This is a genomic window from Bradyrhizobium sp. JR4.3, assembly GCF_040547695.1.
In the GTDB taxonomy this organism is placed as follows: Bacteria; Pseudomonadota; Alphaproteobacteria; order Rhizobiales; family Xanthobacteraceae; genus Bradyrhizobium; species Bradyrhizobium canariense.
Genome location: NZ_JBEPQF010000028.1, coordinates 71,200 through 91,046, shown reverse-complemented (window position 1 = coordinate 91,046; position 19,847 = coordinate 71,200). Strand labels below are relative to the sequence as shown.

The window sequence follows — 19,847 nt, the reverse complement described above, 5'->3', positions numbered from 1 at the left end:
AGACCGTCTGCGTTCGCGCGCCATCCGAGGCCGCACAAAAAAATACCCCATATCGAGCCTCACTCCCGCTCGGCCAATTAAGCAAAGCCCTCGCAGGCGGGCGAGGTCGCGCCGAAGGCGCGGGTGAGGGTTCTGTCCTCTTGGGGGCTGTCCCATCGCGGAAACACCCTCTCCCCAACCCTCTCCCGCAGGCGGGAGAGGGAGCGCCGCACCGCCCTGGCCGCTAGATGACCCCCGCCCACACCTTCCGCCCGATGACCGCGGCTGACCTGCCGCTGATCCGGCGATGGCTGCGCGAAGCACATGTCCGGGAATGGTGGGGCGATCCGGACGAGCAGTTCGCCCTCGTGAGCGGCGATCTCGATGAGCCCGCAATGGACCAGTTCATCGTGTTGGCCGGCGACAAGCCGTTCGGCTATCTTCAATGCTACCGCCTGACCGCCTGGAATACGGGTCTTGGGCCGCAACCGGAGGGCACCCGTGGCATCGACCAGTTCATCGGCGAAAGCGACATGATCGGGCGCGGGCACGGTTCGGCATTCATCCGCCAGTTCGCCGAGGAGCAGTTGCGGCAAGGGCTGCCCCGCATCGTCACTGATCCTGATCCGCTCAACGCGCGCGCCGTGCGTGCCTATGAGAAGGCCGGCTTTGTCCCCGACCGCATGGTCGAGACGCCCGACGGGCCGGCGCTCCTGATGGTGCGCGAGCCATGACCCTTGCAACCACGCATGAGAGCAGGGCCGCGTTTCCACCGCTCGCGTGGGTCGGCATCGCGCTGCTGCTGCTGGCGATGCAGGCCTCGATCCTGCTCGCGATGGGCCGGGTGCCGATCTGCACCTGCGGCTATGTCAAGCTGTGGCATGGCGTGGTGAACAGCTCCGAAAATTCGCAACACATCGCCGACTGGTACAGTTTCTCGCACATCCTGCACGGCTTCCTGTTCTATGGCCTGACCTGGCTGCTGTTCGCGCGCCTGCCATTCGTGTCTCTGTCCTGGCCCGCGCGCCTGATCGTCGCGATGCTGATCGAGGGTGCCTGGGAGATCGTCGAGAACTCGCCTTTCATCATCGAACGCTACCGCGCCGGCACGATCTCGCTGGATTATTTCGGCGACAGCATCGTCAATTCGGTTTCTGACAATCTGTCCATGATGCTGGGCTTCCTCGCCGCGCGCCTGCTGCCTGTATCGGTGACCATCCTGCTCGGGCTCGCCTTCGAAATCATGCTGGCGCTCCATATTCGCGACAATCTGACGCTCAATATCCTGATGCTGATCCATCCGATCGAGGCCGTGAAACAATGGCAATCGGGCCCGCCGATCATCTGACGCAAAAAAGCGGCTTGTCCCACCCCGCATCTGTCCCTAGCTAAGGTCCCATGACAGACTTTTCTCCCCGCGAAATCGTTTCCGAACTCGACCGTTTCATCGTCGGCCAGGCCGATGCCAAGCGCGCCGTCTCGATCGCGCTGCGCAACCGCTGGCGGCGGCAGCAGCTCGAAGGCTCCTTGCGCGAAGAGGTGCTGCCGAAGAACATTTTGATGATCGGCCCCACCGGCGTCGGCAAGACCGAGATCGCGCGGCGGCTCGCCAAGCTTGCCAACGCGCCGTTCCTGAAGGTCGAGGCGACGAAATTCACCGAGGTCGGCTATGTCGGCCGCGACGTCGAGCAGATCGTGCGCGATCTCGTCGAGGTCGCGATTGCCCAGGTCCGCGAGCGCAAGCGCAAAGACGTGCAGGCACGTGCGCAGCTCGCCGCCGAGGAGCGTGTGCTCGACGCCCTGGTCGGCGCCAATTCCAGCGCGGCAACGCGGGACTCCTTCCGCAAGAAGCTGCGCGCGGGCGAGCTCAACGACAAGGAAATCGAGGTCGAGACGCAAGGCGGCGGCAGCGGCTTTCCGATGTTCGAGATCCCGGGCATGCCTGGGGCGCAGATGGGCGCAGTCTCGATCGGCGACATCTTCGGCAAGCTCGGCGGACGCAGCAAGACGCGGCGGCTGACGGTGGAGAGCTCGCACGAGATCCTCATCAACGAGGAATCCGACAAGCTGCTCGACAGCGATCAGTTGACGATGGAGGCGATCAGCGCGGTCGAGAACAACGGCATCGTGTTCCTGGACGAGATCGACAAGATCTGCGCCCGCGAAGGCCGCGCCGGCGGCGACGTCTCGCGCGAGGGCGTGCAGCGCGACTTGCTGCCGCTGATCGAGGGCACCACGGTCTCGACCAAGCACGGCGCGGTGAAGACCGACCACATCCTGTTCATTGCCTCCGGCGCCTTCCACGTCGCAAAGCCGTCCGACCTGTTGCCGGAACTGCAGGGCCGCCTGCCGATCCGCGTCGAGCTGCAGGCGCTGACCCGCGACGACATGCGTCGCATCCTGACCGAGCCAGAGGCTTCGCTGATCAAGCAATATGTCGCGCTGATGCAGACCGAGGGCGTCACGCTCGACATCACCGACAACGCCATCGACGCACTTGCGGACGTCGCGGTCGCCGTGAATTCCACCGTCGAGAACATCGGCGCGCGACGGCTGCAGACCGTCATGGAGCGGGTGCTGGACGAGATCTCTTTCACCGCCCCCGACCGCAGCGGCGAGACCGTCAGGGTCGACGCCGATTTCGTCCAGAAGCACGTCGGCGACCTCGCCAAGAACGCGGATTTGAGCCGGTTCATTTTGTAATTCCGGGCGGCCGCGCTATGGATGCGGCGTGACCGCACGCATCCTGCAAAACCCCTGGCGCGTCCTGCTCGCGATCAACGCGGCGGTCATCGTCGGCGTCTTTGTTCACAAGATCCAGCTGCCGCCTTACGTCCCCTACATCCACCTCCTCGTCGACTACCATTTCGGCTTCATCAAGCGCGCGCTGATCGGGGCGATCGTCGCGCTGTTCATCGACAAGGTGCCGGTATGGCTGGTGTTCGCGCTCGGCGGCGCGACATGGCTGGTGACGCTGGGACTGTACGCAAGACTATTTCAGAAGACGTTCGGCTTCACCACGAAGACATTGCCGCTGTTCGTCTTCATCGCGGGCTCGCCGTTCTTCCTCAAGAACTTCATGCACACGCTCGGCCATTTCGACATCTATGGCTGCGCGCTGGCGATCATCCTGCTGCTGGTGCCCGCCGGCTCGCTGCTGTTCGTGGCGCTAGCTGCGCTGTTCTCGATCGCTCTCGTCCTGATCCACCACATCCATCTCCTGATGTATGTGCCGACCATCATCACCATCGTCGTGATCAGGCACTATCTGACGCAGGGCTGCGATCGCACCAACGTCGCGTTCGGCGTCGTTGCCCTGCTTGCCGTCTCCACGCTGTTCTTCGTCGCGCAATTTTGGGGAACGATGCCGATCCCGGAGGCGGATTTCGCCGCCTATCTGAAGAGCCGGATGGCCGATCCCGCGCGGGCCGACCTGCTGCAGTTTGCCTACATCTGGTATCAGCCGCTGGCGAAGGAGATTTCCGACACCTGGGGCCGCCTGCCCCACAACATCCTCGGCGTGCCCGTGTTCGCGCTGCTGATCTGGCTGCACACACCGCTGTGGCGTTATTTTGCAAACCTTATCGGCGCGCTGGCAAACGACACGCATCGGCGTCTGGTGATCGCGGCGCTTGCCGGCGTCAGCCTCGCCTGCCTCGTGATGTTCGCGATGGTGTTCGACTATTCGCGCTGGATCTCGAACTGGGCGGTCTGCATGTTCCTGATCCTGCACGCGGTGAAGATGCTGCCCGCCGCACGCGAGACGCCGCTGATTCGGGCGGAGGATCAGAAGACGAATATCTTCGGCCTGATCCTTACGCTGATCCCGCGCGTCGGAATCGTCCGGCCGTTTTAGACGGTGAAGCTCGATCTTCGCCTTATCTCAGCGCTTGCGCTCGGGTCCGCAGACCGTGCCCTGCTCGACCATCGCGTCGATCTCGGACCTGGAGTAGCCGAACTCGCCCAGCACCTCGGCGGCGTGCTGGCTGAATTTCGGCGGCAGGCGACGCAGGCTTGGCTTGCTGCGATCGAGCCGGATCGGGGATGCCACGCCCTTGTACCAATCCTTCTCGATGATATCGCCGCGCGCGATCGTGTGCGGGTTGGTCAACGCTTGGTCGATCTTCTGCACGGGGCCTGCGGGCAGGCCCGCAGCGAGCAGGCGATTGCACAGCGGCTCGGCCTCGTGCTGGCTGAACACGGCGGCGAGCTCGGCCCGCAGCGCCTCGCGATTGGCGATGCGGTCCTTGTTGCGCGCAAAGCGCGGATCGCTGCCGAGCTCGGGCTTGCCGATCTCCTTGGCGAGCTTGCGGAAGGTGCCGTCATTACCGACGCCGATGAAGATGTTGTCGGTCTTGGTCGGGAAGATCGCATAGGGCACGAGGTTGGGATGCTCGTTGCCGGTGAGCGCCGGCGGCTTGCCATGCATGAAATAATTCGCGGTGTGCGGATGCATGATGGCAAGGCCGGTCTCGTACAGCGTGGTCTCCAGGAACTGGCCCTGGCCCGAGCGCTGCCGCTCCGACAACGCCATCAAGATGCCGATCGCCGCATAGAGGCCGGTGCCGATGTCGACCAGCGGCACGCCGATCCGCATCGGCCCGCTCTCGGGCGAGCCGGTCGCCGCGATCATGCCGGTCATGGCCTGGATGATGGCGTCATAGCCGGGATTGCCGCCGCGGGGACCGTCGGCGCCGAAGCCGCAGATCCGGCAATGCACGAGGCGCGGAAATTTTTCGCGCAGCACCTCGTTGCCGATGCCCCATTTCTCCAGCGTGCCCGGCTTGAAATTCTCGATCAGGACGTCGGCGCTCTCCAGCATCTTGAGCAGCACGGTCCGGCCGCCCTCGGAGGCGAGATCGAGGCCGATCGAGCGCTTGTTGCGGTTGATGCCGATGAAATAGGCTGCGTCTTCGTCGTGGAAGGGAGGGCCCCAGTCGCGCACCTCGTCGCCTGCGGGCGGCTCGACCTTGATCACGTCGGCGCCATGGTCGGCGAGGATCTGGGTGCAATAGGGCCCGCCGAGCACGCGCGTGAGATCGATGACGCGCAGGCCGCTCATTGCGCCCGTGGCGGCTCCAGAACTGGCGGCTTCAGTCATGCCTTCGCGTCCCCTGTGTCGATGTGATCACAGGCCTAACGAGGTTCGTCCGAGCCGGCAATGGCTTCCCGCGTAGGGCGTCATGCAGGCGGTCGCCGCAATCCCGCGGGATGGCAAATCAAGGGAAGCGGCTGGCCCGAGAGGGATCCCGGGCCAGCCGCTTCACCGAACCGATCAGACGACCGTCAGGCGAACGTCGACATTGCCGCGCGTCGCGTTGGAATACGGGCACACCTGGTGCGCCTTCTCGACCAGCGCCTCGGCTTCCGCGCGGGCGAGGCCCGGCAACGAGACGGCAAGGTCGATGTCGAGACCGAAGCCGCCGGCCGCGCGCGGACCGATGCCGACGGTCGAGGTCACGGAGGCGTCGGCCGGAACCTTGGGGCCGCCCTGCGAGGACACGAACTTCATCGCGCCGATGAAGCAGGCGGCATAGCCGGCCGCAAACAGCTGCTCGGGATTGTTGCCCGCGCCGCCTCCGCCGCCGAGCTCCTTCGGCGTGGTGAGCTTGACGTCGAGCGCGCCGTCGAGGGTCGCAGCATGGCCGTCGCGGCCGCCGGTGGCCTTTGCGCTGGTCTTGTAGAGGACGTTCACTGACATTTTCGTCTCCCTGTGTGTTCGGGTGGGGTGCGATCCTTATTGCAAACAATTATATTGCGCGCAATTGAAATTATGGCGCCTCACATTTAATTGTTCGCAATTGAATGTGGCGACGGCCGGCCCCAGAATGGAAGCAAGTCCTGTGAGATTCTCCATGCCCCGGAAACATTCGGCAGCGGACGCGCCGCTGCGCCTCGACAACCAGATCTGCTTCGCGGTCTATTCGGCCGCGCACGCCTTCAACCGCGTCTACAAGCCGCTGCTGGACCGGCTCGGCCTGACCTATCCGCAATATCTGGTGATGCTGGTGCTGTGGGAGCGCGACGACGTGCCGGTCAAGGACATCGGCGAAAAGCTGCACCTGGATTCGGGCACGCTGACGCCGCTGCTCAAGCGGCTCGAGGCGGCCCACCTCGTCAAGCGCACCCGATCGAGCGAAGACGAACGTCAGGTGCTGATCGCGTTGACGGCGCAGGGCCAGGCCCTGAAGGACAAGGCGCGCGCCGTGCCGCAATCGATCCTGGCGGCGTCGGACTGCTCGGTCTCGGAACTGGTCGCGATGAAGGATGAGATTGTGGCGCTGAGGGACCGGTTGAATGCGGTGATCGGGGAGTAGGGGAAGAGGTGCGCTCTTAGGACAGCCGCTTCTTTGTGAAGGCCCGGCCGGAGTGAGACTTCAGGTACGCTTCAAAAGCGAGCGCTTTGTACTTGTCACGGAAGGCGCAGTACCAGATCAGCTTCCAAGGCTTGAACTTGGCGTGTGGGTGGATTTGCCAGCATTGTGCTCTGGAATCCGGCGCTTCAGATTTTCCGTGGCCCCAACGTATTCCTGCTCGGGAAATTCGATGCTGCGGAGGATGTAGACGTACCACATTGACGATTATCGCCTGGGCAGCCGCTGCGTGGGAATCTCACCAGCCCGTCTTCGCCCTTCGGGCTTCGCCGGACACCACGCTTCGCCCTTCGCGCTGTGCGCGGCTGCGCCACGCGTAGCCTTAAGGCGTAGGAATCTCACCAGTCCGTCTTCGCCCTTCGGGCTTCGCCGGACACCACGCTTCGCCCTTCGGGCTGTGCGCGGCTGCGCCACGCGTAGCCCGAAGGGCGAAGCGTGGTGGAGCCAGGCGGGATCGAACCGCCGACCTCTTGCATGCCATGCAAGCGCTCTCCCAGCTGAGCTATGGCCCCTTAACCGTCCGACGCGCCTTGGGCGACGCATCGGGAAAGACCCAGAACCACAGTTCTGGAATTATCTCAAGTCTCTTCGTCACCGCCGACATCACCAATGATGTCGGTGACGTCCTCATCGCCCTCTTCGTCGTCGGCGATAAAGGTCGAATCATCGTCGTCATCGTCCTCGATGGTCTCATCGACTTCGATGTCGTCCTCGGATTCGGGCACGACGGCCTTGACCTTGCCGGTGTTCTCCTCGGCATCGGCCTCCTCGAGCGAGACCTCCTCGACCTCCGCCGGCTCCGGCGTGGCGTCGGCGGCAGCGGCTGCGTGGCGGGCTTCGGCGCCGCGGGGCGCGCGCGCCGGCGCGATTGGCGCGATCGGCACGACTTCTCCGGTATAGGGCGAGATCACCGGATTCTTGTTGAGGTCATAGAACTTTTTGCCCGTGGTCGGGCAAATACGTTTAGTTCCGAGTTCGGACTTGGCCACGGCAGAGGAATCCTGGAAATGTCTGAAAAGCGGTGCTTCACTTGGCTAGTTGGCGGCCCGCTGTCAATAGCGCATTACGGGAGAACGACATGCCCGTGACGGCGGGGAGACCGTGTGGTACCTGCCCCGCGAGTCCCGCAGGGACGTTTCGGGCCTATCCAAGGACACAAACTTGACCGATTCCGACAAGCCGACGCCGCTCCAGTCGCGCGCCAGCGGTCCCCTGACCGGGAAAGTACGGGTGCCCGGAGACAAGTCGATCTCCCACCGTGCCCTCATCCTCGGCGCGCTCGCGGTCGGAGAGACACGGATTTCGGGCCTCCTGGAGGGCGAGGACGTCCTTAACACCGCCAAATCCATGCAGGCGCTTGGCGCCAGGGTCGAGCGCACCGGAGATTTCGCCTGGAAAGTCGACGGCGTGGGTGTCGCAGGCTTCGCGGAGCCCAAAGCGCCGCTGGATTTCGGCAACTCCGGCACCGGCTGCCGGCTCGTCATGGGCGCCGTCGCCGGCTGCCCGATCTCTGCGATTTTCGACGGCGATGCCTCGCTGCGCACCCGGCCCATGCGCCGGATTCTGGACCCGCTGGAAAAGATGGGCGCGAAGGTCGTCGCCGGCGGCGAGGGCGGCCGTCTGCCGCTGACGGTCCAGGGTGCGCGCGATCCGCTGCCGATCACCTACAAGACCCCGGTCGCCTCGGCGCAGATCAAATCCGCCGTGCTGCTCGCGGGCCTGGCCGCGCCCGGCATCACCACGGTCATCGAGACCGAGGCCAGCCGCGACCACACCGAGCTTATGCTCAAGCATTTCGGCGCCGAGATCACCTCGGTGCGGGAAGGTCAGCACGGCCGCCGTGTCACGCTCTTGGGGCAGCCGGAGTTGCATGGCGCCAATGTCGTCGTGCCCGCCGATCCCTCATCGGCGGCGTTCCCCATCGTTGCCGCGCTGATCGTCGAAGGCTCCGAAATCATCCTGTCTGATGTCATGACCAATCCGCTGCGGACCGGTCTTTTCACCACGCTGCGCGAAATGGGTGCCTCGATCGAGGAAAGTGAAGTTCGCGGCGACGCCGGCGAGCCGATGGCGAAGCTGCGCGTACGCGCCTCGAAATTGCGCGGTGTGGAGGTGCCGCCGGAGCGCGCACCGTCGATGATCGACGAATATTTGGTGCTGGCGGTGGCGGCCGCCTTCGCCGAGGGCACGACCATCATGCGCGGCCTCCAGGAGCTGCGCGTCAAGGAATCCGACCGTCTCGAAGCCACCGCCGCCATGCTCCGCGTCAACGGCGTCAAGGTCGAGGTCTCCGGCGACGATTTGATCGTCGAAGGCCGCGGCCACGTTCCCGGCGGCGGCGTTGTGGCCACCCACATGGACCATCGCATCGCGATGTCCGCGCTGGTGATGGGCTGCGCCTCCGACCAGCCGGTGACCGTCGATGACACCGCCTTCATCGCCACCAGTTTTCCGGATTTCATTCCGATGATGCGTTCGCTTGGGGCCGATTTTTCATGATCATCGCCATCGACGGGCCCGCGGCGTCGGGCAAGGGCACGCTCGGCAAGCGCCTCGCTCACCATTACGGCTACCGTCATCTTGATACCGGCGTGATCTATCGCGCGGTGGCCTATTCCCTGATGCAGTCGGGTCATGATCTCCGGGACGAGGCGGCGGCGGTCGCTGCGGCGCTGGAACTCGATCCCGAAAAGTTCGGCAATCCCGCCCTGAAGACCCAGAAGGCCGGCGAGGGCGCCTCCATCGTCTCGGCGATCCCAAGGGTGCGCGAAGCCCTGATCAGTTTTCAGCGGCAATTCGCCGCCGATCCGCCGGGCGCCGTGCTCGATGGGCGGGATATTGGAACCGTGATCTGCCCCCATGCCGACGTGAAGATCTTCGTCGTCGCCGATCCCAAAGTCCGCGCCCGCCGCCGGACCATGGAGGCCAAGGCGAGGGGTGAGGAGGCCGATGAGGCCGCCGTACTCGCCGACATCATCCAGCGCGACGAACGCGACAAGAACCGGGCGATCGCGCCCCTGAAGCCGGCCGCGGATGCTTACTTGCTAGATAACTCCCAACTGGATATAGAAGGCGGCGTCCGGGCCGCCATCGACATTATCGAGGCCGTCCGAGCGGGCCGGTCGCGGGGTTAAGCCGCTGCCGTCATTGGAGGAAGCGCCCGCTCCCGCTCTTTGAGGTCGATACTCTCGGTCCCTGCTTGGGGCCGACGCGATCCAGGCTCCGGACAAAAGATTTCCACGTATCGTACGCGCGGGCCTCAGCCGGCCCGCTTCCGCTGTTCCGCCCTCCAGGTCGGAGCAGCGAGCGGTCGCTCGAAGGTTCTGCGGACCTTCCGACACTGCGCGTACGATGCGCCCAAGAACCCAACGGCCGGCATGACATCCGCAACTGGAGAACAAATGGCTTCGACTTCTGCTGATACCTATAGCCCGTCGCGCGACGATTTCGCCGCGATGCTCGACGAGTCCTTCGCAGGCGGCAACCTGCAGGAAAGCTCAGTCATCAAGGGCAAGGTTGTTGCAATCGAAAAGGACATGGCCGTCATCGACGTCGGCCTGAAGACCGAGGGCCGCGTTGCCCTCCGCGAATTTTCCGGCCCCGGCCGTGACAGCGAGCTCAAGGTCGGCGACGAGGTGGAAGTGTTCCTCGACCGGATCGAGAACGCCCTCGGCGAAGCCGTGCTGTCGCGCGACAAGGCGCGCCGCGAAGAGAGCTGGGGCAAGCTCGAGAAGGCCTTCCAGAACAACGAGAAGGTCAACGGCGTCATCTTCAACCAGGTCAAGGGCGGCTTCACCGTCGACCTCGACGGTGCCGTGGCCTTCCTGCCGCGTTCGCAGGTCGACATCCGTCCGATCCGCGACGTTGCGCCGCTGATGAACAACTCGCAGCCGTTCCAGATCCTCAAGATGGACCGCCGCCGCGGCAACATCGTCGTGTCCCGCCGCACGGTTCTCGAAGAGACCCGCGCCGAGCAGCGCCAGGAGCTGGTGCAGAACCTCGAAGAGGGTCAGGTCATCGACGGCGTGGTCAAGAACATCACCGACTACGGTGCGTTCGTTGATCTCGGCGGCATCGACGGTCTGCTGCACGTCACCGATATCGCGTGGCGCCGCGTCAACCATCCGACCGAGGTGCTCTCGATCGGCCAGACCGTGAAGGTCAAGATCATCAAGATCAACCACGAGACGCACCGCATCTCGCTGGGCATGAAGCAGCTGTTGGACGATCCGTGGCAGGGCATCGAAGCCAAGTACCCGCTGGGTGCCCGCTTCACCGGTCGCGTCACCAACATCACCGACTACGGCGCGTTCGTCGAGCTCGAGCCGGGCATCGAAGGCCTGATCCACGTCTCCGAGATGTCGTGGACCAAGAAGAACATGCACCCCGGCAAGATCGTTTCGACCTCGCAGGAAGTCGAAGTGCAGGTGCTCGAAGTCGATTCCGTCAAGCGCCGCATCTCGCTCGGCCTCAAGCAGACCATGCGTAACCCGTGGGAGGTCTTCGTCGAAGGTCACCCGACCGGTTCGACGGTCGAGGGCGAGGTCAAGAACAAGACCGAGTTCGGTCTGTTCCTGGGCCTCGAGGGCGACGTCGACGGCATGGTCCATCTCTCCGACCTCGACTGGAAGCAGCCGGGCGAGCAGGTGATCGACAACTACAAGAAGGGCGACATGGTGAAGGCCGTGGTGCTCGATGTGGACGTCGAGAAGGAGCGCATCTCGCTTGGTATCAAGCAGCTCGAAGGCGACCCCTTCGCCGAGCCGGGCGATGTCAAGAAGGGCGCTGTCGTGACCTGCGAAGTGATCGACGTGAAGGAGAGCGGCATCGAGGTGAAGATCACCGGTACCGATTTCACCACGTTCGTGAAGCGCTCGGAGCTCGCCCGTGACCGCAACGATCAGCGCGCCGAACGCTTTGCCGTCGGCGAGAAGGTCGATGCCCGCGTGATCCAGTTCGACAAGAAGGCCCGCAAGGTCCAGGTGTCGATCAAGGCCCTCGAAGTCGCCGAAGAGAAGGAAGCCATCGCGCAGTATGGCTCCTCCGATTCGGGGGCGACGCTTGGCGACATTCTCGGCACCGCGCTCAAGAACCGCGACACTAAGTAAGCGAAACGCAGGTTTCGCTGCATCAAAGCCCCGGCGCGAGCCGGGGCTTTTTTGTTGTTGAGGTCGTAGCCCGGATGGAGCGAAGCGCAATCCGGGAAAGCCTCTCCGTGAGGCGAGAACCCCGGATTACGCTTGCGCTCCATCCGGGCTACGCCGCTACCGGCCTTGTTTTCTTCTAATTGCGCCGCAATTGATGTATCCAGATAAGCCAATGGTGACGCTGCGACGGCACAACGCGCCTAACCTTTCATCTGGAGATATTGAGATGTCGCTCGATTCGGACATCATCGTCGATCGCCGCAGGATCCGCCGCAAGCTGACGTTCTGGCGCGTCTTGGCCGCGCTGATCGCGATCGCGGCGATCGCAGGCTTCGCGCTGGTTGCGACGCCGGGCGCGCGCGGCACGTTCGCCTCCGCCGGCTCGATCGCGCGGGTCCAGATCGAGGGCCTGATCCGCAGCGATTCCGATCGCACGCAGGCGCTCGAGCGGCTGGAGAATTCGCAGGCTGCCGCCGTCATCGTCCACATCAACTCGCCGGGCGGCACCACCGCCGGCTCCGAGCAGCTTTACGATTCGCTTGTGAGTCTGAAGGCGAAGAAGCCTCTCGTCGTGGTCGTCGAAGGCCTCGCCGCCTCCGGCGGCTACATCACCGCGATCGCCAGCGATCACATCATCGCCCAGCAGAGCTCGCTGGTCGGCTCGATCGGCGTGCTGTTCCAGTTTCCGAACGTCTCGGAGCTGTTGAAGACCGTCGGCGTCAAGGTCGAGGAGGTGAAGTCCACGCCGCTGAAGGCCGCGCCCAACGGTTTCGAGCCAACCAGCCCCGAGGCGCGGGCCGCGCTCGATGCGCTGGTGAAGGATTCCTATGCCTGGTTCAAGGGATTGGTGAAGGACCGGCGTGGCATGGATGACACGCAGCTCGAGAAAGTGGTTGATGGCCGTGTCTTCACCGGACGCCAGGCGATCGATCTCAAGCTGATCGACCAGATCGGCGACGAGAAGACCGCCGTGACCTGGCTGGTCGAGCAGAAGGGCGTCAAGAAGGGGCTCTCCGTGCGCGATTACAAGCTGCAGCCGCGCTTCAGCGATCTGCCGTTCCTCAAGACGGCGGCCGCAGTGACGCTGGAAGCACTGGGTTTAGGCTCGATTGCGCATCAAATCGGACAAACCGGCGTCGCACAGGCGGTCGATCGGCTCGGAATGGATGGAATGCTCGCCTTGTGGCAGCCGGCGGCGTCGAACTGACGGAACCGGGCGAGCCCCGGAGGTTTTTCCCGTTCGGCGCGTGCAGGGCCAGCCTGCTTTTTTGGCATTTGTCACGTATTTTCACGACGCTCAACCTTCATTTAGCGTCTTGACAGATCACGGTATTTTCACGGAAATGGTCGTCCGCACGCTCCCGGGTCCTATCTCTCGATGATCAAATCCGAACTTGTTCAGCGTATCGCCGAGCACAACCCGCATCTGTACCAGCGGGATGTCGAGAACATTGTGAATGCGATTCTCGAAGAGATCGTAGCGGCTCTCGCGCGCGGTGACCGCGTCGAGTTGCGCGGCTTCGGTGCCTTCTCGGTCAAGCATCGCCCTGCACGCGCAGGGCGCAATCCGCGCACCGGCGCCCATGTGCCTGTCGATCAGAAGAGCGTTCCGTTCTTCAAGACCGGCAAGGAAATGCGCGAACGGCTGAATCGCGACCATCCGGATCCAGGCGCGCCAGACTGAGGTCCACCTCAGGGTTTCCGGCGGTCGCCACCGATGCGGCCGCAACTTTGATTCAAGGCGAGCGAGCCGAGATGCGAAAATTCCTGACCGCGCTGGTCGTGATTCCGCTGGGCCTGATCCTGATGATCTTTGCCGTCGCCAACCGGCATTTCGTCACGGTCTCGTTCGATCCCTTCGTTTCCAACGACCCGTCATTCTCGGTCACGCTGCCGCTGTTCCTGCTCCTGATCGTGGTGGCCGCGCTCGGGGTCCTCGCGGGCGGCTGTGCCGTCTGGTTCGGCCAGCGGCACTGGCGGCGTGCGGCGCGCCGGCATGACGCGGATGCCCGGGCCGCGCGAGGCGAGCTGGCCGATCTGCGGGCCCAGGCGGCCGCAGCAAGGCCCGAGTCCCAGCGCCTCTCCGTTCCCTCCGGGGTGGGGCTTTACGGGCCCGTCGGGCGAGACAAGCAGCGCGCGACGTTGTAGAAGCGGCCGCAACCGAAAAGCCCGTTTTCCGGCCGCGGACCTGCGGCCTCCATTTGCCTTGAGCCCATATCCGTCGAGAACATGTCCCTGCTCGTCAAAATCTGCGGCCTGTCCACGCCCGAGACGCTCGAAACGGCGCTCGAGGCGGGTGCCGACATGGTGGGCTTCGTGTTCTTCCCGCCGTCGCCGCGGCATTTGTCGCTGGAAGCCGGCCGGGGGCTCGGCCGGCAGGTGAAGCGGCGCGCGCTCAAGGTCGCCCTCACCGTCGATGCCGACGACGCCACGCTCGACAACATCATGGACGCGCTGTCGCCGGACATTTTCCAGCTTCATGGGACGGAGAGCGTGGCGCGGCTGCGCGACATCAAGCAGCGGTTCGGTCGCCCGGTGATGAAGGTCGTGCCGGTCGCAACGTCAGCCGATCTCGCCGTGCTGCCCGGCTACGCAGAGGTTGCCGAACGCATCCTGTTCGACGCGCGCGCACCGAAGGACGCGACGCGGCCGGGCGGCCTCGGTGAACCGTTCGATTGGCATCTGCTCGGAAACCTGGAGCTCGCGTTGCCGTATATGGTCTCGGGCGGCCTCAGCGCCGACAACGTGGCCGAAGCCGTTCGCGTCACCCGAGCCGGTGGTGTCGACGTCTCCTCCGGTGTCGAGAGCGCCCCGGGCGTGAAGGACCCCGAGATGATCAAGGCCTTCATTCGCGCCGCGCGCGCAAGCCAAGATGCAAGTCAAGAGTTGAGCGTCCGATGAATGTTGTAAAACCCAATTCCTATCGCAGCGGTCCCGACGAGCGCGGCCATTTCGGTATTTTCGGCGGACGCTTCGTCGCCGAAACCCTGATGCCGCTGATCCTCGATCTGGAGAAAGCCTACACCGAGGCCAAGGCCGATCCGGCCTTCCAGATCGAGATGAACGGCTATCTCAAGAATTATGTCGGCCGGCCCTCGCCGCTCTATTTTGCCGAGCGTCTCACCGAGCATCTCGGCGGCGCCAAAATCTATCTCAAGCGTGAAGAACTCAACCACACCGGCTCGCACAAGGTGAACAACGTGCTCGGCCAGATCATGCTGGCGCGGCGGATGGGCAAGAAGCGCATCATCGCCGAGACCGGTGCCGGCCAGCACGGTGTCGCCACCGCGACGCTGTGTGCGCGCTTCGGCTTGGAATGCATCGTCTATATGGGCGCCGTCGACGTCGAGCGGCAGCAGCCCAACGTCATCCGCATGGAGATGCTGGGCGCAACGGTGGTCCCGGTGCAGTCGGGCACGCGCACGCTGAAGGACGCCATGAACGAGGCGCTGCGCGACTGGGTCACCAACGTGCACAACACCTTCTACTGCATCGGCACGGTCGCCGGTCCGCATCCCTATCCGACGCTGGTGCGCGACTTCCAGTCGATCATCGGCAACGAGACCAAGGCGCAGATGCAGGAGATCGAAGGCCGGCTGCCGGACTCGCTGGTCGCCTGCATCGGCGGCGGCTCCAACGCGATGGGCCTGTTTCATCCGTTTCTCGACGATTCCACCGTCGAGATCTTCGGCGTCGAAGCTGCGGGCCACGGGCTGACGCAACTGCATGCGGCATCGATCGCGGGCGGCCGTCCCGGCGTGCTGCACGGCAACCGCACCTATCTCCTGATGGACGCGGACGGCCAGATCCAGGACGCGCATTCGATCTCCGCCGGCCTCGACTATCCCGGCATCGGCCCCGAGCACTCCTGGCTGCACGAGATCGGCCGCGTGAACTATCTCTCCGCGACCGACGACGAGGCGCTCGCAGCGTTCCAGCTGCTGTCAAAGCTGGAAGGCATCATCCCCGCGCTCGAACCGGCACATGCCATCGCCAAGGTGATGGAGCTGGCGCCGAAGCGGACAAAAGATCACCTGATGGTCGTCAACCTCTCCGGCCGCGGCGACAAGGACGTCCCGCAGGTCGGCGACATCCTGAGGGGCAAGAGCAAGTGACCACGCGTATCGACACCCGTTTCGCCGAGCTGAAGAAAGCCGGCCGCGCGGCCTTCGTCACCTTCGTGATGGCCGGCGATCCCGATCCGGCGACCTCGCTCGAGATCATCAAGGCGCTGCCGAAGGCGGGCGCCGACGTGATCGAGCTCGGCATGCCCTTCACCGACCCGATGGCCGACGGCCCGTCGATCCAGGCGGCAGGTCTGCGCGCGCTCAAGGCCGGCATGACGCTGAAGAAGACGCTCGATCTCGTGCGCGGCTTCCGCAAGGACGACAACACGACGCCGATCGTGCTGATGGGCTACTACAACCCGATCTACATCTACGGCGTCGACAAATTCCTGGTCGATGCGAAAGCCGCCGGCATCGACGGCCTCATCATCGTCGATTTGCCGCCGGAAGAGGACGACGAGCTCTGCCTGCCCGCGATGAAGGCCGGCCTTAATTTCATCCGCCTGGCGACGCCGACCACCGACGACAAGCGCCTGCCGGCCGTGCTCGCCAACACCTCGGGCTTTGTCTACTACGTCGCGATTACCGGCATCACCGGTGCGGCGGCTGCGGACGCCTCCGCCGTCGGCGAGGCCGTTATCCGCATCAAGCGGCACACCGAGCTGCCGGTCTGCGTCGGCTTCGGTATCCGCACGCCGGAGAATGCCCGCGCAATCGCCTCGCATGCCAATGGCGCCGTGGTCGGTACCGCGCTGGTCGACGCCCTCAAGAACAGCCTCGATGCGGACGGGCGCGCCACCGGCAAGACCGTCAACGCCGTCGCGGAGCTGACGGCGGCACTCGCCCAGGGCGTCAAAGGCGCGCAACAGGCGGCGGAATAGGCCACAATTCCGCTGCCAAGTCCGGCGAGCAAGTCCGACGAGCAAGGCCGACGATACGGCGGCTTGCCGGGCCGGGTCCCGGCCGCCATATATCTCTTCAGGCGGTCCCCAGGCGGGATCGCACATCGGAGCAAACCATGAACTGGCTTACCAATGTGGTCCGGCCGAAGATCCGCAACATGCTGCGGCGGGAGACGCCGGAGAATCTGTGGATCAAGTGCCCGGATTCCGGACAGCTCGTGTTCTACAAGGACGTCGAGGCCAACCAGTTCGTCATCCCCGGCTCGAACTATCATATGCGCATGAACGCGGTGGCGCGTCTGAAGTCGATTTTCGACAACGAGACCTGGTACGACGTCGCGCTGCCTGACGTCACGCCCGATCCGCTCAAGTTCCGTGACGAGAAGAAGTACGTGGATCGCATCAAGGATGCGCGCGCGCGAACCAACCTCAACGACGCGATCAAGGTCGGCTACGGCAAACTCGAAGGTGCCGCCGTCGTCGTCGCCGTGCAGGATTTCGACTTCATGGGCGGCTCGCTCGGCATGGCCGCGGGCGAAGCCATCGTGCGCGGGCTCGAGCTTGCGGTCGAGAAGAAGTCACCCTTCATCGTGTTCGCCGCCAGTGGTGGCGCGCGCATGCAGGAAGGCATCCTGTCACTGATGCAGATGCCGCGAACCACGGTCGCGGTGCAGATGCTGCGTGAAGCAAAACAGCCCTACATCGTCGTGCTGACCAACCCGACCACCGGCGGCGTCACCGCGTCCTATGCGATGCTCGGCGACGTGCAGATCGCCGAGCCCGGTGCACTGATCGGTTTTGCCGGCGCGCGCGTGATCGAGCAGACCATTCGCGAAAAACTCCCCGAGGGTTTTCAGCGCGCCGAATATCTCAAGGAGCACGGCATGGTCGACATGGTCGTGCATCGCCACGAATTGCGCCCGACCCTGGCGCGGCTCTGCCGTCTGTTGACCAGGGCGCCGGCGCTGGAGAGTGGATCCAAACCGGTGCAGCCGGTCGTGAGCCCGGCGCAGATCGTATCGGCTCCCGAAACGGCGCCGGCCGCGCCGCACGCGTGAACGCTTCCTCTGACAGCGCAAAGCCGCCGCTCGGCGAATTGATCGGGCGGCTGTCGGCCCTGCACCAGAAACGCATCGATCTCGGGCTGGATCGGATGCACCGCCTGCTCGAGCGGCTCGGTCACCCCGAGCGCAAGCTGCCGCCGGTGATCCACATCGCCGGTACCAACGGCAAGGGCTCGACGCTGGCTTATCTGCGCGCGACGCTGGAAGCCGCTGGCCTGCGCGTCCACGCTTACACTTCGCCCTATCTCGTTCGCATCAACGAATGTTTCCGGCTCGGCCGCGTCGGTGGCGGCGTGCTGGTCGGTGACGACGAGTTGCGCGCGGCGCTGGAAGAGGTCGAGCGTGTCAATGCCGGCGAGCCGGCCACACTGTTCGAGCTCAAGACGGCGGCTGCATTTCATCTGTTCGCGCAGAACCCGGCCGATGTGGTTCTGCTGGAGGTCGGCCTTGGCGGCCGGCTGGATTCAACCAACGTGGTCGATACGCCGGCGGCCTGCGTGATCACGCCTATCAGCATGGACCACATGGATTTCCTCGGCGATACTTTGACGTCGATCGCCGGCGAAAAGGCTGCAATCATCAAGCAGGGCGTGCCCGTGGTGTGCGCCGAGCAGCCGGCTGAGGCGATGGCCGTGATCGAGGCGCAGGCCAAGCGCATGCGCGCCCCGTTGTTTGCCGCGGGCGAGAGCTGGCAGGTCAATGTCGAGCACGGGCGGCTGGTTTATTCCGACGAGCGCGGCTTGATGGATCTCACGGCGCCTCGCCTGTTCGGCCGCCACCAGTTCGACAATGCCGGTCTCGCCATCGCGACGTTGCGGGCCACCAACGCTTTCAAGATCAACCAGGCGGCGTTCGAGGGCGGCATCGTCGGTGCGGAATGGCCGGCGCGGATGCAGCGCATCGCTTCGGGTGAGCTGCTCGCTCTCGGCCCGCAGGGCTCGGAGATCTGGCTCGACGGCGGCCACAATGCGGAAGGCGGCCGCGTCGCGGCGGCTGCGCTCGGTGATCTCGAAGAGCGGGTATCGCGGCCGCTGGTCGTGATCGCGGGCATGATGGCCAACAAGGACGCGCAGGGTTTTCTCGCCAATTTCGCCGGTCTGACCCGCCACATCATCGCGGTGCCGATTCCCGACACCGACAACGCCATGCCGGTCGACCGCCTCACGGACGCCGCCCGCAGCCTCGGCATGCGCGTCGAGCCCGCGCCCGGCATCGAAGCCGCACTGCGCGCCTTGGCGAAGCTTGCCTACGAAGTGCCGCCGCGCATCCTGATCACCGGCTCGCTCTATCTCGCCGGCCACGTGCTCGCCATCAACGGCACGCCTCCTGCATGATTTCTCTTGTCCCGGACGCGGTGCAGCGTGCAACGCTGCTCCGCAGAGCCGGGACCCAGAATGCCGCAACATGGGCCCCGGCTCAGCAGCGCACCGTTTCACGCTGCGCTGCGTCCGGGGCACGACAGAGTGAGAAATACCCATGCGTTTTGCAGCGATTGCCGACGTCCACGGAAATTACCTCGCGCTGGAAGCTGTGCTCGCCGACATCCGCGCGCAAGGCGTCTCCGACATCGTCAATCTCGGCGACATGCTGAGCGGGCCGCTCGATGCGCGCCGCACCGTCGAGGTCATGATGCGACTCGATGCCGTGCACGTGCTCGGTAATCACGATCGCTATCTGCTCGATCGTCCGCCGGAGAAGATGGGCTCGTGGGATCGTCCGGCCCATGCAGCGCTCGACGCCGCGCAACTCGACTGGCTGCGTGCCCAGCCGATGACGCGCGTCTTTCGCGAGCAGGTGTTCCTCTGCCACGCGACGCCCGACAGTGACGAAGTCTATTGGCTCGATACCGTGCATCCCGACGGCGCGGTGGCGCTGTCGCCGCTCGATCGCATCGAGCAATTTGCGCAAGGCATCACGCAATCGCTGATCCTGTGCGCCCACACCCATCTCGCCCGTGCCGTGCGACTTCGAGATGGAAGGCTGATCGTCAATCCCGGCAGCGTCGGCAGCCCCGGCTATCGCGACAAGCATCCGTTCCCGCATGTCGTCGAAGCCGGCACCCCGCACGCGCGCTATGCGATTCTCGAGCTAACCGATGGTGCCTGGCAGCTCACGTTCCGCCAAGTCGTCTACGATCACGAGACGATGGCCGCGCTCGCTCGCCGCAACGGCCAGCCGGAGTTGGCGAACGCGCTGGCGACGGGATGGATTGCCTAGCGCCGTCGCTTCGTAGCCTGGATGGAGCGCAGCGCAATCCAGGAATCGTGCCACAAATGACGACGGCCCCGGATTGCGCTACGCTCCATCCGGGCTA

At 64.6% G+C, this 19,847-nt stretch carries 20 protein-coding genes, 1 tRNA gene and 1 pseudogene; 17 read left to right on the top strand and 5 right to left on the bottom strand.

Annotated elements, in window-relative coordinates; translation table 11 throughout:
• Positions 1–227 precede the first annotated feature (227 nt).
• The 4 genes from ABIB91_RS32045 to ABIB91_RS32030 are packed head-to-tail and all read left to right on the top strand — an operon-like array spanning position 228 to position 3,835.
• The gene (locus ABIB91_RS32045) at positions 228–713 is read left to right on the top strand and encodes a GNAT family N-acetyltransferase (protein WP_354170366.1); all 486 of its coding nucleotides are present in this window, start codon (positions 228–230) and stop codon (positions 711–713) included.
• Entirely contained in the window at positions 710–1,327 is a 618-nt protein-coding gene (locus tag ABIB91_RS32040) for a DUF2585 domain-containing protein (RefSeq protein ID WP_354170368.1), read from the top strand. Before ABIB91_RS32045 ends, ABIB91_RS32040 begins: the two co-directional genes overlap by 4 nt.
• Positions 1,328–1,377: 50 nt before the next feature.
• Positions 1,378–2,682 (top strand): ATP-dependent protease ATPase subunit HslU, encoded by a 1,305-nt coding sequence (gene hslU / locus ABIB91_RS32035; protein WP_354170370.1) that lies wholly within the window; start codon positions 1,378–1,380, stop codon positions 2,680–2,682.
• Positions 2,683–2,710: 28 nt separating this feature from the next.
• Entirely contained in the window at positions 2,711–3,835 is a 1,125-nt protein-coding gene (locus ABIB91_RS32030; protein WP_354170372.1) for a hypothetical protein, read from the top strand.
• Between the two features lie 27 nt (positions 3,836–3,862).
• Here the strand turns inward: ABIB91_RS32030 and ABIB91_RS32025 are convergent, their stop codons facing one another.
• Positions 3,863–5,080, bottom strand: a complete 1,218-nt coding sequence (locus ABIB91_RS32025; RefSeq protein WP_354170374.1) for a CaiB/BaiF CoA transferase family protein — start codon at positions 5,078–5,080, stop codon at positions 3,863–3,865.
• 174 nt (positions 5,081–5,254) lie between these two features.
• Positions 5,255–5,680: an organic hydroperoxide resistance protein gene (locus ABIB91_RS32020; protein WP_007598424.1), complete on the bottom strand. Its 426-nt coding sequence runs from the start codon at positions 5,678–5,680 to the stop codon at positions 5,255–5,257.
• A 154-nt stretch (positions 5,681–5,834) separates the two neighbouring features.
• On the opposite strand from ABIB91_RS32020, the gene ABIB91_RS32015 reads away from it, so the two are divergent.
• On the top strand, positions 5,835–6,296 hold the full coding sequence (locus ABIB91_RS32015) for a MarR family winged helix-turn-helix transcriptional regulator (protein WP_354170376.1): 462 nt from the start codon (positions 5,835–5,837) through the stop codon (positions 6,294–6,296).
• 16 nt (positions 6,297–6,312) lie between these two features.
• Here the strand turns inward: ABIB91_RS32015 and ABIB91_RS32010 are convergent.
• From ABIB91_RS32010 to ABIB91_RS32000, 3 genes and pseudogenes are all read right to left on the bottom strand, one after another.
• Positions 6,313–6,554, bottom strand: a pseudogene (locus ABIB91_RS32010) (GIY-YIG nuclease family protein).
• A 235-nt stretch (positions 6,555–6,789) separates the two neighbouring features.
• Positions 6,790–6,865 (bottom strand) — tRNA-Ala (locus tag ABIB91_RS32005).
• A gap of 66 nt (positions 6,866–6,931) precedes the next feature.
• On the bottom strand, positions 6,932–7,342 hold the full coding sequence (locus ABIB91_RS32000) for a TIGR02300 family protein (RefSeq protein WP_007598417.1): 411 nt from the start codon (positions 7,340–7,342) through the stop codon (positions 6,932–6,934).
• Between the two features lie 172 nt (positions 7,343–7,514).
• Between ABIB91_RS32000 and aroA the strand changes: the two genes are divergently transcribed.
• The 12 genes from aroA (at position 7,515) to ABIB91_RS31940 (ending at position 19,750) form a co-directional block, all read left to right on the top strand.
• A complete protein-coding gene (gene aroA / locus ABIB91_RS31995; protein WP_354170378.1) occupies positions 7,515–8,852 on the top strand; it encodes a 3-phosphoshikimate 1-carboxyvinyltransferase in 1,338 nt (445 codons plus the stop codon).
• On the top strand, positions 8,849–9,487 hold the full coding sequence (cmk, locus tag ABIB91_RS31990) for a (d)CMP kinase (protein ID WP_007598415.1): 639 nt from the start codon (positions 8,849–8,851) through the stop codon (positions 9,485–9,487). Before aroA ends, cmk begins: the two co-directional genes overlap by 4 nt.
• Before the next feature lie 267 nt (positions 9,488–9,754).
• Positions 9,755–11,461, top strand: a complete 1,707-nt coding sequence (gene rpsA, locus ABIB91_RS31985; protein ID WP_007598413.1) for a 30S ribosomal protein S1 — start codon at positions 9,755–9,757, stop codon at positions 11,459–11,461.
• A gap of 265 nt (positions 11,462–11,726) precedes the next feature.
• A complete protein-coding gene (gene sppA, locus ABIB91_RS31980) occupies positions 11,727–12,707 on the top strand; it encodes a signal peptide peptidase SppA (RefSeq protein ID WP_354170381.1) in 981 nt (326 codons plus the stop codon).
• A gap of 171 nt (positions 12,708–12,878) precedes the next feature.
• Positions 12,879–13,184 (top strand): integration host factor subunit beta, encoded by a 306-nt coding sequence (locus ABIB91_RS31975; RefSeq protein WP_007598410.1) that lies wholly within the window; start codon positions 12,879–12,881, stop codon positions 13,182–13,184.
• A 71-nt stretch (positions 13,185–13,255) separates the two neighbouring features.
• On the top strand, positions 13,256–13,648 hold the full coding sequence (locus ABIB91_RS31970; protein WP_354170383.1) for a lipopolysaccharide assembly protein LapA domain-containing protein: 393 nt from the start codon (positions 13,256–13,258) through the stop codon (positions 13,646–13,648).
• Between the two features lie 81 nt (positions 13,649–13,729).
• On the top strand, positions 13,730–14,401 hold the full coding sequence (locus ABIB91_RS31965; protein WP_354170385.1) for a phosphoribosylanthranilate isomerase: 672 nt from the start codon (positions 13,730–13,732) through the stop codon (positions 14,399–14,401).
• Positions 14,398–15,615 carry a tryptophan synthase subunit beta gene (gene trpB / locus ABIB91_RS31960; protein ID WP_063992182.1) on the top strand — a complete coding sequence of 406 codons (1,218 nt, stop codon included), beginning with the start codon at positions 14,398–14,400 and terminating at the stop codon, positions 15,613–15,615. The genes ABIB91_RS31965 and trpB overlap by 4 nt, the downstream gene beginning before the upstream one ends.
• Entirely contained in the window at positions 15,612–16,448 is an 837-nt protein-coding gene (trpA, locus tag ABIB91_RS31955; protein ID WP_354170388.1) for a tryptophan synthase subunit alpha, read from the top strand. Before trpB ends, trpA begins: the two co-directional genes overlap by 4 nt.
• Before the next feature lie 137 nt (positions 16,449–16,585).
• The gene (gene accD / locus ABIB91_RS31950) at positions 16,586–17,527 is read left to right on the top strand and encodes an acetyl-CoA carboxylase, carboxyltransferase subunit beta (RefSeq protein WP_007598402.1); all 942 of its coding nucleotides are present in this window, start codon (positions 16,586–16,588) and stop codon (positions 17,525–17,527) included.
• Complete coding sequence (locus ABIB91_RS31945) at positions 17,524–18,867, top strand: bifunctional folylpolyglutamate synthase/dihydrofolate synthase (protein WP_354170390.1); 1,344 nt, start codon at positions 17,524–17,526, stop codon at positions 18,865–18,867. The genes accD and ABIB91_RS31945 overlap by 4 nt, the downstream gene beginning before the upstream one ends.
• Positions 18,868–19,009: 142 nt before the next feature.
• Positions 19,010–19,750 carry a metallophosphoesterase family protein gene (locus ABIB91_RS31940; RefSeq protein ID WP_354170392.1) on the top strand — a complete coding sequence of 247 codons (741 nt, stop codon included), beginning with the start codon at positions 19,010–19,012 and terminating at the stop codon, positions 19,748–19,750.
• The last annotated feature ends 97 nt before the right edge of the window (positions 19,751–19,847 follow it).

Excerpts from the sequence above, each read along its gene's own strand:
- ABIB91_RS31940 (WP_354170392.1), top strand. The coding sequence starts at position 19,010 with ATGCGTTTTGCAGCGATTGCCGACGTCCACGGAAATTACCTCGCGCTG.
- ABIB91_RS32040 (WP_354170368.1), top strand. The coding sequence starts at position 710 with ATGACCCTTGCAACCACGCATGAGAGCAGGGCCGCGTTTCCACCGCTC.
- accD (WP_007598402.1), top strand. The coding sequence starts at position 16,586 with ATGAACTGGCTTACCAATGTGGTCCGGCCGAAGATCCGCAACATGCTG.
- ABIB91_RS32025 (WP_354170374.1), bottom strand. The coding sequence starts at position 5,080 with ATGACTGAAGCCGCCAGTTCTGGAGCCGCCACGGGCGCAATGAGCGGC.
- ABIB91_RS32015 (WP_354170376.1), top strand. The coding sequence starts at position 5,835 with ATGCCCCGGAAACATTCGGCAGCGGACGCGCCGCTGCGCCTCGACAAC.
- sppA (WP_354170381.1), top strand. The coding sequence starts at position 11,727 with ATGTCGCTCGATTCGGACATCATCGTCGATCGCCGCAGGATCCGCCGC.
- ABIB91_RS32020 (WP_007598424.1), bottom strand. The coding sequence starts at position 5,680 with ATGTCAGTGAACGTCCTCTACAAGACCAGCGCAAAGGCCACCGGCGGC.
- ABIB91_RS31970 (WP_354170383.1), top strand. The coding sequence starts at position 13,256 with ATGCGAAAATTCCTGACCGCGCTGGTCGTGATTCCGCTGGGCCTGATC.
- ABIB91_RS32045 (WP_354170366.1), top strand. The coding sequence starts at position 228 with ATGACCCCCGCCCACACCTTCCGCCCGATGACCGCGGCTGACCTGCCG.
- ABIB91_RS31975 (WP_007598410.1), top strand. The coding sequence starts at position 12,879 with ATGATCAAATCCGAACTTGTTCAGCGTATCGCCGAGCACAACCCGCAT.
- hslU (WP_354170370.1), top strand. The coding sequence starts at position 1,378 with ATGACAGACTTTTCTCCCCGCGAAATCGTTTCCGAACTCGACCGTTTC.
- ABIB91_RS31965 (WP_354170385.1), top strand. The coding sequence starts at position 13,730 with ATGTCCCTGCTCGTCAAAATCTGCGGCCTGTCCACGCCCGAGACGCTC.
- cmk (WP_007598415.1), top strand. The coding sequence starts at position 8,849 with ATGATCATCGCCATCGACGGGCCCGCGGCGTCGGGCAAGGGCACGCTC.
- trpB (WP_063992182.1), top strand. The coding sequence starts at position 14,398 with ATGAATGTTGTAAAACCCAATTCCTATCGCAGCGGTCCCGACGAGCGC.
- rpsA (WP_007598413.1), top strand. The coding sequence starts at position 9,755 with ATGGCTTCGACTTCTGCTGATACCTATAGCCCGTCGCGCGACGATTTC.